The following is an 11,736-nucleotide window of genomic DNA, read 5'->3' as shown; positions in this document are numbered from 1 at the left end:
ACCTGTGAAACTTCGAAGTGCGGCCTTCATCGCCGCCGCAGCTCTGGTCGTGGCCGGCTGCGGTTCCGGCAGCGACGAACCCTCCGGCGGCACCGGAGTTACCGGAGACGGCGCGTTTCCCGCCACCGTCGACACCATGTTCGGTGAGGTCACCGTCGAGTCCGCACCCGAGCGAGTAGCTGCGCTCGGGTGGGGCGACGCGGAGACCGCACTCGCGCTCGGCGTGCAACCGGTAGCCGCGAGCGACTGGCTCGGGTTCGGAGGCGACGGCGTCGGCCCCTGGGCCGAGGGGCTGTACACCGAGTCACCGGAGATCATCGGCACCATGGAACCGTCGTTCGAGCAGATCGCGGCACTCGCACCGGATCTGGTTCTCGACACGGCAAGCTCGGGAGAGCAAGCACGATACGACACGCTCTCCCAGATTGCCCCGACGGTGGGCCCGCCGGAAGGCGCGACGGCGTACCTGACACCGCGTGACGACCAGATCACGATGGTCGCGACCGCACTCGGTGTCCCCGAGGTGGGCGACGACGTAGTGAGCAGCATCGACGCGCAGTTCGCTCGAGCCGCGGCCGATCACCCGGAGTTCGCGGGTAAGACGGTGACGGTGGCGTCGTACACCGCGGACGGGTGGGGTGCCTACGTCTCCCGCGACGCCCGCGTGCAGTTCATGCAAGACCTCGGGTTCGTGAACAATCCGGAGGTCGAGGCCACCACGACCGAGAATTTCTTCATCCCGATCTCGGACGAGAACCTGGGCATGCTCGACGCCGATTTGCTCATCGTGATGCCGATCTACGTCGACTCCGCCGAGGTCACCGACAACCCGCTGTTCCAGCAGATCCCCGCGGTGAGCGATGGACGAACACTCGTGCTCGACAGCGGCTCCGACGTCGCCAATGCCATATCGCTGAACTCGGCGCTGTCGATCCCGTTCGCCCTCGAGGAACTCCTACCGCAGATATCGGAGCGCGTCCCCGCCTGACGCGGGCAGGCGTCAGTACAAGAACTCGCGGTACGACTCCTGACGAGCCGGTTCGAGTTGGGAGACGTCGAGGTGGTGCTGCTGCGCGAGCATGTCGCGGATCGCTGGGACGGAGTCCTGATCAGGCCACGTCGACGGCTCCCACACCTTCGCGCGCAGCAACGCCCGCGCACAGTGGAGGTAGGCCTCGTCGACCCGCACGATCACCGCGAGCTGGGCCGGTTTGCCGGACACCGCCAGTTCTGCGAGGAGTTCCGGATCAGTGGACAGCGACGCCGTACCGTTGACACGCACGACCTCTTCGTTGCCGGGCACGATGAACAGAATTCCGACGTGGGGATTCTCGAGGATGTTCCTGTACGAGTCTGCGCGGCGGTTCCCGGGGCGATCCGGCAGGATCAGAGTCTTCTCGTCGGGGAAGAGCACCGTGCTGACAAGGTCTCCGCGTGGTGAGCTGTCGCAGTTTCCGGCCGCATCAGATGTTGCAAGCACGAAGAACCGCGCCTGCGCGATGAACTGACGCATCAGCGGTGTCGTGAACGGCGTCGTCTTCTCTTTCATCGCCGGGAACGGCTCGCCGACCGCCGCCTCGAGTTGTTCGATCGTGTCGATCTTCTCGCGAACGAGATCGTCGATTCTGCTTGCCTCCACGGGCGCCACCTCCGCCCCGGACGATACCCAACGGTCGGGTGCGCAGATCGCCCAGCACCGTCAGCGACGGAAGAGTTTGTTGCCGAGCCACACGATCGGGTCGTACCGACGGCCCGCGACGCGCTCCTTCATCGGGATGATCGCGTTGTCGGTGATGTGAATGTTCTCGGGACATACCTCGGTGCAGCACTTGGTGATGTTGCACAGGCCGAGGCCGTCCTCGTCCTGTGCGGCATCCCGCCGGTCCGCTACATCGAGCGGATGCATTTCGAGTTCCGCAAGTCTGATGAAGAACCGCGGCCCGGCGAACGCTTCCTTGTTCTCCTCGTGGTCGCGGACCACATGGCACACGTTCTGGCACAGGAAGCATTCGATGCACTTGCGGAATTCCTGAGACCGCTGCACGTCGACCTGTTGCATGCGGTACTCCCCCGGGGCCAGATCCGCCGGCGGGGTGAACGAGGGGATCTCCCTGGCCTTCGCGTAGTTGAACGACACATCGGTCACGAGGTCGCGGATGATCGGGAAGGTCCTCATCGGGGTCACTGTCACGGTCTCGTTCGGATCGAACACCGACATCCGCGTCATGCAGGTGAGGCGGGGGCGACCGTTGACCTCGGCCGAACACGATCCGCATTTACCGGCCTTGCAGTTCCACCGCACCGCGAGGTCCGGAGTCTGTGTGGCTTGAAGTCGGTGCAGGATGTCGAGCACGACCTCGCCCTCGTTCACCTCGACGGTGTAGTCCTGCAGGTCGCCGCCGTCGACATCTCCGCGCCATATCCTGAACGCCGCTTCATAACCCATGTCAGCCCTTCCGTCCCGGATGGTCCGCGAGCTCCTCGTCGGTGTAGTACTTGCCGAGTTCGTCGATGTCGAACAGTGCGAGCAGATCCGGGCGCATCGGCTCCTGCCGCTGCGCGGTCACCGACACGTCGGGAATCACGGGGTCGCCGCCGTTCGTGCGGCACACCAGGAGAGTACGACGCCACTGCGGATCCATCGACGGATGGTCGTCGCGGGTGTGGCCGCCGCGACTTTCGGTGCGCTGCAAGGCCGATTCGGCGACACATTCGCACACCAGCAGCATGTTGCGCAGGTCGACCGCGAGGTGCCAGCCGGGATTGAACTGCCGGTGTCCCTCCACCGCGACCTGGCGAATCCGAGCGCGCAGCGTCTGCAGTTCGTCCAGCGCGCGCTCGATCTCGTCGGCGCGGCGGATGATCCCGACGAGGTCGTGCATCGACTGCTGCAGTTCAGTGTGCAGGGTGTACGGATTCTCGACGGCGCTGGGATTCTCGAATCCGGTATCGGCCGCGTCGAACGGGGACAACGCGACGCGCGCCGCTGCGTCGACGTCATCGTCGGAGACTGCCGGTCGCGTGCTCAGTCCCAGGACGTAGTCGGCTGCGCCGAGGCCTGCGCGTCGGCCGAACACCAGCAGGTCCGACAGCGAGTTCCCGCCGAGCCGGTTCGACCCGTGCATCCCCCCGGAACATTCCCCGGCGGCGAACAGGCCCGGTACCGATGCGGCACCGGTATCGGGGTCGACCTCGATACCGCCCATGACGTAGTGGCAGGTAGGTCCGACCTCCATTGCCTCGGCGGTGATGTCGACGTCGGCGAGTTCCTTGAACTGGTGGTGCATGGACGGCAACCGCCGCATGATCTCGGCCGCCGGCATCCGGGATGCGATGTCGAGGAAGACCCCACCGTGCGGCGTCCCCCGTCCTTCCTTGACCTCGGAGTTGATCGCCCGCGCCACTTCGTCACGTGGCAGCAGGTCGGGGGTGCGCCGGTTGTTCTCCTGGTCTTCGTACCAGCGGTCGGCTTCCTCCTCCGTCTCGGCGTATTGGCCTTTGAACACCGGCGGGATATACGAGAACATGAAACGGTCCCCGTCGGTGTTCTTCAAGACTCCGCCGTCGCCGCGAACACCCTCGGTGACGAGGATGCCCTTCACGCTGGGCGGCCAGATCATTCCGGTGGGATGGAACTGGACGAACTCCATGTTGATCAGTGCGGCGCCCGCCCGAAGCGCGAGAGCGTGCCCGTCGCCGGTGTACTCCCACGAGTTCGACGTCACCTTCCAGGACTTGCCGATACCGCCGGTTGCCACGACGACCGCGGGAGTCTCGAACAGCACGAACCGCCCGGTCTCGCGCCAGTACCCGAACGCGCCGGCGATGCGGCCCTCGGAGTCCTTCAGCAGTTCGGTGATCGTGCATTCTGCGTAGACTTTCACCCGGGCCTCGTAGTCGCCGTACTCTGCGTGATCCTCCTGCTGCAGCGACACGATCTTCTGCTGCATGGTGCGAATCAGTTCGAGCCCGGTGCGGTCGCCGACGTGCGCGAGCCGCGGGTAGGTGTGTCCACCGAAGTTGCGCTGGCTGATGCGCCCGTCGGGTGTGCGGTCGAACAATGCACCGTAGGTTTCCAGTTCCCACACCCGGTCGGGAGCTTCTCGCGCGTGCAGTTCGGCCATTCGCCAGTTGTTGAGGAACTTGCCGCCGCGCATGGTGTCCTGGAAGTGCACCTGCCACGAGTCGTGCGGGTTGGCGTTGCCCATCGCGGCCGCACATCCGCCCTCGGCCATGACGGTGTGGGCCTTGCCGAACAGCGACTTGCACACCACGGCGACGGAAAGCCCCCGTTGGCGGGCCTCGATGACCGCGCGCAGTCCCGCCCCGCCGGCCCCGATCACCACCACGTCGACCCTGTGCCGTTCGACTTCCACCATCCGTGCCCTCCCCCTGAGTCGTTGCATATGCCTGTCGTGTGTGCCCGACGATTCGTCAGCCGACGAACCGCAGGTCCGAGATGGTTCCGCTGGCAACGAGCATGATGTAGAAGTCCGTGATCATCAGGGTGCCCAATGTGATCCATGCGAACTGCATATGCCGGGTGTTGAGCTTCGAGACGAGCGTCCAGATCCTGTATCGCACAGGATGTTTCGAGAAGTGCTTGAGACGCCCTCCGGTGACGTGCCGACACGAGTGGCACGACAGCGTGTACCCCCACAGGAGAATCACATTGACCAGCAGGATCACGTTTCCCAGACCGAACCCGAACCCGCTCGGACTCCGGAACGCCACGACCATGTCGTACGTGTTGATCAGCGAGATGACGAATCCCGCGTAGAAGAAGTACCGGTGTGCGTTCTGCAGGATCAGAGGAAGTCGTGTTTCGCCCGTATAGCGGGCGTGCGGCTCGGCAACCGCACATGCGGCAGGTGCCAGCCAGAATGACCTGTAGTAGGCCTTCCGATAGTAATAGCAGGTCAGCCGGAAACCGAGCAGGAACGGCAACGACAGGAACGCGAGGGGCATCCACATCGGGAGTTCTCCGACCCAGGTGCCGAAATGCCGGGCCCCCTCGACGCACGATTCACTCACGCAGGGCGAGTAGAACGGCGTCAGATAGTGGTAGTCCTCGACGTAATAGGACGAACGGACGAACGAGCGAACCGTGGCGTAGCCGATGAATACGAGAAGACCGACGACCGTCAGCAGCGGTGTCTGCCACCATCGGTCGGTGCGGAGTGTTCGTGCTGCGATCCGCGCGCGGGTCGCGGACCGCACACCGGTCGCCGCGGGGGCGCTCACCGATCTCCGTGATGGCCACCGAGGCCCTCGTCGTCCATGTCCACTCCGCGGAACAACGAGTCGTCGTACGGTTCGTTGGGAACCGGGATGCGTTCACCCGAGTACACGTGAGCCTCGGCGGGCGGACGCTCGGCGAGGTCGTGGGCGTCGATATCGAGCCGTTCGAGATCGTTCGCCAACCGCTGCACGGCGGCGGCGTCGCCGTAGCGTGAACGCAACGATCCGACGCATTGACGCAGATGACCGATGGTCCGTTGCAGGTCCTGCATTTCGGTGGACATCCGTACCTCCGAACCCAGCGGTCGGCACGTCGACGCCGGCCGACACGATGTGACACCATTCACAGTACGACAGATTCGCTGTCACCGAGCGTGGTTTCGCGCCACCGAGTGGAGGATCCAGTGGCTCGATCCGACAACGCCCGCATCGACAACGCCCGCATCGCCGAGGTCTTCGATGCGACAGCACCGCAATACGACAGGCAGATCCGGTTCTCGGAGCGACGGCTGCTCGGAAATCCACGCCGGTGGGCCATCGGGCACGCGTCGGGTCGCGTCCTCGAGATCGCAGTCGGTACCGGGCTGAATCTTCCGCTGTACGGACCCGACGTGACTGCGGTGACCGGGATCGACCTGTCCGCGGGCATGCTCGCGCACGCACAGCAGCGCATCACCGATCACCGGCTCAGACACTGCGAGGTACGACGCGGGGACGTCCAGGCGTTGGATCTCGCGGACGAATCCGTCGACACCGTCGTCTCGACCCTGTCCTATTGCACGATCCCCGATCCCGCAGCGGCCAGCGCCCAGGCCATGCGGGTACTCGTACCCGGAGGGCGGTTCGTGCTCGTCGAGCACGGCCCCTCCACCAATCGGGTCCTGACCTGGTTCATGCGCGCGATCGAGCCCCTGACCCTGAAGTTCATGGCCGATCACCTGGTGCGAGACCCCGTTCCCTACCTCGAGGACACGGGCTTCGTGATCGACAGCGTCGATCGAACCGGACTGGGCGGCAATTGCTTCCGGGTACTCGCGCACAAGCCGGAATGAACCGGGCCGGGAGTCCGAGGTTCGAGATCCGGCAACCATGTCATGGCGCCGGCGAGGAACTCGTCCGGCGCGAGTGCACCACTACCTTCCGGGATGCGGCCGAGTACCGGGACGCCCGCGACATCGGGGAGGTCGTCGAGGTTGCAGCGTTCGGCGAGATCCGGTGCATCCGGCCACGATCCGACGATCACCCCGGCGCAGTCCACACCGGCCGCACGCAGCGCTGCGACGGTCAGCGCGGTGTGATTGAGGGTGCCGAGGCCGGACGCCACCACGATCACCACGGGTGCGTTCAGCTCGGCTGCGACGTCGGCGAGGGTGAATCCGTCGGCGCCGAGTCGCACGAGCACGCCCCCCGCCCCTTCGACGAGGGTGAGGTCGTGGGTCGCGTCGAGCTCCCTGATGGCACGGACGACCGCGGCGAGTTCGAGGAGCGGGCGACCGCTTCGACGCGCGGCGGTGTCGGGCGCGAGCGGGTCCGGGTAGCGAGCGAGCTCGAGGACATCGACGCACGACGCGGTGAGCCGCTCGATCTCGTGCAGATCCCCGGGGTGCCCGTCGACCACGCCGGTCTGCGCGGGTTTGCACACCGCCACAGTCTTGCCCGACGCCAGCACGAGCGAGGCCAGCGCGGCGGTTGCCACGGTCTTTCCGACGTCGGTCGAGGTACCCGTCACACACACCACGCTCACGAACGTGCTCCCAACAGGACGTCGGTGAGCACCCGGTCGATCAGCTCGAGATCCTCGGCGGTGAGGTCGGCGCGTGCGGTCAATCTCAGCCGCGACGTTCCGGCGGGCACCGACGGCGGACGGAAGCAGCCGACGTGCAGGCCGCGCTCGCGGCATTCGCGGGCGGCTCCGACCGCGACGTGAGGGTCGCCGAGAATCACCGATACGACAGCCGATTCGGGGGTCGCCGCGGACGTCGTCGCGGCGAGGTGGCGTGCTCGGTCGAGGACCACCCCCGCACGTTCGGGCTCCGCACGAAGCACTTTCAGCGCACCCCGTGCGGCGCCGACGGCAGCGGGCGCGAGACCGGTGTCGAAGATGAAGGTGCGTGCGGTGTCGATGAGATGCTCCCGTACTCGGGCATCGGCGAGCACGATGCCGCCCTGTGAGGCCAGGGATTTCGACAGTGTTGCCGTCACGATCACGTCCGGCTCGCCGGCGAGGCCCACTTCGTGGACGAGTCCGCGGCCCCCTGCACCGCGAACCCCGACGCCGTGGGCCTCGTCGACGAGCAGCATCGCACCGTGCTCGCGGCACACCTGGTGCAGCGAGACCAACGGTGCGAGATCTCCCTCTGCACTGAAAACCGAGTCGGTGAGGACGAGGGCACGGGATTCGGTGCGCGTGGCGAGAGCGGTGGCCACAGCGTCGACATCGTTGTGCGGAGCCACGTGGATGCGAGAACGCGACAGCCGGCACGCATCGACCAGCGAGGCGTGGCAACCGGCGTCGGATACGACGAGGGCGTCGCGCCCCGCGATCGCGGTGACCGCACCGAGGTTGGCGGCGTAGCCGCTGGAGAACACCAGGCCGGTGTCGGCGCCGACGAACTCGGCGAATTCACGTTCGAGCAGTTCGTGTTCGGCGGTGGTTCCGGTGACCAGTCTGGATCCGGTGGCGCCACCACCCCAGCGACGCAGCGACGCAGTGGCGCCGGCGAGCACCTCGGGGTGGCGGACCAGCCCGAGATAGTCGTTGGATGCGAGGTCGACGATCGGCGCCGACGGCGTGCGCGGAATCAGATCTCGGTGGAGGCCCGCGCGGCGCCGGGTGTCGGCAGCGAGGTCGAGCCACGCGAGCGCAGCGGATGCAGTCATGGTCGCCACCATACTTGAACACCGTTCAAGCCGTCGAGACGAGGTCGTTCGAGGCCTGGTGCGATCAGCGTCCGCTCCGGGCCGCCGCCACCATGCCCTCGCAGATCTGTGTGACATCGTCGGCTGTGCATATATACGGCGGCATCGTGTAAACGAGGTTACGGAACGGCCGCAGCCACACCCCTGCACCGACCGCCGCATCGGTCGCAGCGCGCATGTTCACGGGCTCGGCGAGCTCCAGTACGCCGATTCCCCCGAGAACCCGGACGTCGACCACCCCGGGGATGTCCCGAGCCGGTGCGAGGCCGGCTTCGAGTCCCGAGGTGAGCGCGGCGACCTCGGCGCGCCAGTCACGTGAGAACAACAGTTCGATGGATGCGACCGCCACGGCGCACGCGAGTGGGTTGCCCATGAATGTCGGTCCGTGCATCACTCCGCCGCCTTCGCCCGCACTGATCACCTCGGCGATTTCCGACGTACACAGCACCGCGGCGAGGGTCAGATACCCGCCGGTGAGAGCCTTACCGACGCACAGGATGTCCGGGGACACACCCGCGTGGTCCGCAGCGAACAGCTCCCCGGTGCGGCCGAATCCGGTGGCGATCTCGTCGAAGATGAGCAGTAGTCCGTGTTCGTCGCACATGCGGCGCAGTTCGCGCAGATATTCGGGGTCATGGAACCGCATACCGCCGGCACCCTGCACGACCGGTTCGACGATCACCGCGGCGAGTTCGTCGGTGCGCCCGGTGAGGATGGTTTCAAAGGCCTCCACGTAGGCCGAATCGAACTCGGCAGGCGGCGCGGGGGCGAACACCTGCTGCGCGAGGACGTCCGTCCACATCGAATGCATCCCGCCATCAGGGTCACACACGCTCATCGGCGCGAACGTGTCGCCGTGGTACCCGCCACGCCACGTGAGCAGGCGGTGCCGCTCCGGTTTCCCGACTGCCCGCTGATACTGCAACGCGATCTTGATCGCGACCTCCACCGACACAGACCCCGAGTCGGCGAGGAACACCTTGTCGAGACCCTCCGGCGTGATGTCCACCAGCAGTTCGGCCAGACGCGCCGCGGGCGCGTGTGTCAGCCCACCGAACATGACATGGCTCATCTTGGACAACTGCTCGGTGACGGCGCGGTCGAGCACCGGGTGCCGGTAGCCGTGCACCGCCGCCCACCAAGAGCTCATGCCGTCGACGAGCTCACGACCGTCGGCCAGCACGAGCCGCGTACCATGGGCATGGTCGACCACGAGCGGTTCGGTCGACGGAGGGAACGCACCGTACGGATGCCACAGGTGCGCTGCGTCGAGAGACGAGATACTGGCAGCAGAAGAGGTGGTGGATGACACGCACCCGACTGTAAGCGGTTGGTGATCACGGAGCGCCACCCCGTAGTCTGCCTAGGTTCATGTGAAGCTTCCTCACACGAACAGCTCGACGGATGTCGGCCGCCGAGCCCGCACGCACCAGGGGTACTGCCAGCTTCATGTCCGTCCATACGCCGCCTTCAGCCGCGAGCACCACCGCAGTCCCGGCCTCTGCTCGCCCTGGCTATCGCGCCGATCTCGACGGGGTCCGCGGACTCGCCATCGCCTTGGTGGTGGTCTTCCACGTCTGGTTCGGACGCGTGTCCGGCGGCGTCGACGTGTTTCTCGCGCTGTCCGGCTTCTTCTTCGTGGGCTCCTTGCTCCGGGTCGCGGAATCGGGCGCACCCCTCGATCCGTGGCCGGTGCTGAAACGGGTCGGACGCCGACTCCTCGCACCACTGGTTCTGGTCCTCGCGGGCACAACGATCGCCGCACTCGTGCTGCTTCCGTTCCCTCAATGGGATCGGGTCGCAGAACAGACACGCGCGTCGCTGCTGTTCGTGCAGAACTGGGAGCTCGCGCGCACCGCGGCCGACTACCTCGCCGCCGATCCCATGGTCAGCCCCCTGCAGCACCTCTGGTCGATCGCAGTACAGGGACAGTTCTATCTCGCGGCACTGATCGTGGTGTTCGCCTCGGCATGGTTGCTGCGGCGGGCGCAGATCCCTGTCCGCGTGCCACTGACCGTACTTCTCTCGTTGATCACCGTCGCGTCGCTGGCGTATGCATCGTTCTCCACCACGCCGCAAACGTGGCTGTACTACGACAGCGCGGCGCGAGTGTGGGAACTGACGCTCGGCGCGGTCCTCGTGTGCATCTCGCCGTGGCTGCGGGCGCCGAAACTCGTTCGGTCCGGGTTGGGAATCGTGAGCCTTGCGATCCTCTTCGCGTGCGGATTCGCGCTCGACGGCAATGCCCACTTTCCGGGACCGTGGGCGTTGGTCCCGGTGGGGGCGGCAATGGCATTGGTTGTTGCAGGAGCCACCCCCGGCGTCACCGGACCCGACACTCCCACGGCGAGATTCCTGTCGTCAGCGCCACTGATCCGGCTGGGAAGCATCGCGTATGCGCTGTACCTGTGGCACTGGCCCGTGCTGATCGGTTATCTGCTGTTGCGGGATCGACCGTCGGTCGGATTCGCCGGCGGCGTCGTCGTGATCGGTATCTCCCTCGTCCTCGCCGAGGCCACCACCCGGTTCATCGAGACCCCGATTCGGCGGTCGGTTCCGGGACTGTGGCGCACCACCCTCGTCGCGGGTCTCGCGCTGACCGGCGTGGCACTCATCGCGAGCACGACAGGGTGGATCGCCCACGTCGATCGCACGGTGAGTCACTTCTCCCACTCGGCCCGGCCGGACCCGGATCTCTACCCGGGCGCAGCCGCGATCGGACTGCCCGAGGTCGAACACCAGCCCGTGTACCCACCCCTGATCGTGGCCGCCGACGACCTACCGCCCGCAACCATCGACGGCTGCATCGCCCAGCACACCAACCGCGAAGCCTTGACCTGTGTCTACGGCGACCCGATGTCGACGCGCCGCATGGTGCTGGCCGGAGGTTCACATTCCGAGCACTGGCTCGCAGCGCTCGACGCACTCGGCCGCGAGCAAGGCTTCCGCCTCGACACCTACCTCAAGGTCGGGTGTCCGTTGTCCGATCCCAATGCCGACCTGACCGAGGACTCGCCGACTTTCGAGTGTGATTCCTGGTCCGTGAAGGTCCTCGCCGAACTTGCGGCGTATCCACCCGATGTTCTGTTCACCACTTCGACCAGGACGAAGGACCCGGGCGAAGGGCCCGGCGATTTCACGCCGTTCTGGTACGTGGAGTTGTGGGAGACACTTGCCGACTACGGCATCCCGGTGGTCGCGATCCGCGACAATCCGTGGCTCATCGACAACGAAGTCCAGTACAACGCCTCGGACTGTCTGGCTTCAGGCGGCACCGCGGAGTCCTGCGGCGTCGACCGCGCTGTCGCGCTCGATCCGGTCGACCCGGCCTTGGAGGCTGCCGCACACCTTCCGTCGGTGACGCTGCTGGATCTGACCGATTCGTTGTGCCGACAGGACGTGTGTCGAGTCGTCGAGGGCAATGTGCTCGTCTACCGTGACGACGACCACCTCACGACGACATACGTCCGGACGTTGACCCCCGACCTGGGCCGTCAACTCGGCGCCGCGACAGGATGGTGGTGAGCGAACTCGCTCCGGCGAGAGCGCCGCATCCTCTGCCGTTACGCTGAGCAT

11 protein-coding genes are annotated in these 11,736 nt (G+C 66.2%); 3 read left to right on the top strand and 8 right to left on the bottom strand.

Going from position 1 to position 11,736, the window contains the following annotated elements; all coding sequences use genetic code 11:
* Positions 1-4 precede the first annotated feature (4 nt).
* Entirely contained in the window at positions 5-988 is a 984-nt protein-coding gene (locus Q7514_RS20535) for an iron-siderophore ABC transporter substrate-binding protein (RefSeq protein ID WP_330135111.1), read from the top strand.
* A 12-nt stretch (positions 989-1,000) separates the two neighbouring features.
* On the opposite strand, the gene Q7514_RS20530 is transcribed toward Q7514_RS20535, so the two are convergent.
* From Q7514_RS20530 to Q7514_RS20510, 5 genes are read right to left on the bottom strand one after another with little or no spacing between them, the layout of a single operon-like run.
* The gene (locus Q7514_RS20530; RefSeq protein WP_330135110.1) at positions 1,001-1,639 is read right to left on the bottom strand and encodes an MSMEG_1061 family FMN-dependent PPOX-type flavoprotein; all 639 of its coding nucleotides are present in this window, start codon (positions 1,637-1,639) and stop codon (positions 1,001-1,003) included.
* 60 nt (positions 1,640-1,699) lie between these two features.
* Positions 1,700-2,446: a succinate dehydrogenase/fumarate reductase iron-sulfur subunit gene (locus Q7514_RS20525; protein WP_330135109.1), complete on the bottom strand. Its 747-nt coding sequence runs from the start codon at positions 2,444-2,446 to the stop codon at positions 1,700-1,702.
* A gap of 1 nt (position 2,447) precedes the next feature.
* Positions 2,448-4,379 (bottom strand): fumarate reductase/succinate dehydrogenase flavoprotein subunit, encoded by a 1,932-nt coding sequence (locus Q7514_RS20520; protein WP_330135108.1) that lies wholly within the window; start codon positions 4,377-4,379, stop codon positions 2,448-2,450.
* 55 nt (positions 4,380-4,434) lie between these two features.
* Positions 4,435-5,244 carry a hypothetical protein gene (locus Q7514_RS20515; protein WP_330135107.1) on the bottom strand — a complete coding sequence of 270 codons (810 nt, stop codon included), beginning with the start codon at positions 5,242-5,244 and terminating at the stop codon, positions 4,435-4,437.
* Complete coding sequence (locus Q7514_RS20510; RefSeq protein ID WP_330135106.1) at positions 5,241-5,525, bottom strand: hypothetical protein; 285 nt, start codon at positions 5,523-5,525, stop codon at positions 5,241-5,243. The genes Q7514_RS20515 and Q7514_RS20510 overlap by 4 nt, the downstream gene beginning before the upstream one ends.
* 120 nt (positions 5,526-5,645) lie before the next feature.
* Between Q7514_RS20510 and Q7514_RS20505 the strand changes: the two genes are divergently transcribed.
* Positions 5,646-6,293 (top strand): class I SAM-dependent methyltransferase, encoded by a 648-nt coding sequence (locus Q7514_RS20505; protein ID WP_330135105.1) that lies wholly within the window; start codon positions 5,646-5,648, stop codon positions 6,291-6,293.
* Here Q7514_RS20505 and bioD read toward each other — a convergent pair.
* The 3 genes from bioD to Q7514_RS20490 all read right to left on the bottom strand — a co-directional run bounded on the left by bioD (position 6,200) and on the right by Q7514_RS20490 (position 9,472).
* Positions 6,200-6,985, bottom strand: a complete 786-nt coding sequence (gene bioD, locus Q7514_RS20500) for a dethiobiotin synthase (RefSeq protein WP_330135104.1) — start codon at positions 6,983-6,985, stop codon at positions 6,200-6,202. The two genes, Q7514_RS20505 and bioD, sit on opposite strands and share 94 nt — an antisense overlap.
* Positions 6,982-8,121, bottom strand: coding sequence for an 8-amino-7-oxononanoate synthase (locus Q7514_RS20495; protein WP_330135103.1), 1,140 nt, complete (start codon positions 8,119-8,121; stop codon positions 6,982-6,984). Before Q7514_RS20495 ends, bioD begins: the two co-directional genes overlap by 4 nt.
* A 64-nt stretch (positions 8,122-8,185) precedes the next feature.
* Positions 8,186-9,472: an adenosylmethionine--8-amino-7-oxononanoate transaminase gene (locus Q7514_RS20490; RefSeq protein ID WP_330135102.1), complete on the bottom strand. Its 1,287-nt coding sequence runs from the start codon at positions 9,470-9,472 to the stop codon at positions 8,186-8,188.
* 137 nt (positions 9,473-9,609) lie between these two features.
* Here Q7514_RS20490 and Q7514_RS20485 point away from each other — a divergent pair, with 137 nt between their 5' ends.
* Positions 9,610-11,685 carry an acyltransferase family protein gene (locus Q7514_RS20485; protein ID WP_330135101.1) on the top strand — a complete coding sequence of 692 codons (2,076 nt, stop codon included), beginning with the start codon at positions 9,610-9,612 and terminating at the stop codon, positions 11,683-11,685.
* The last annotated feature ends 51 nt before the right edge of the window (positions 11,686-11,736 follow it).

The organism is Rhodococcus artemisiae (genome assembly GCF_036327795.1).
Lineage (GTDB): Bacteria > Actinomycetota > Actinomycetes > Mycobacteriales > Mycobacteriaceae > Rhodococcus > Rhodococcus artemisiae.
The sequence above is the reverse complement of the archived record's forward strand: the minus strand, read 5'-3'. Positions and strand labels throughout refer to the sequence as shown.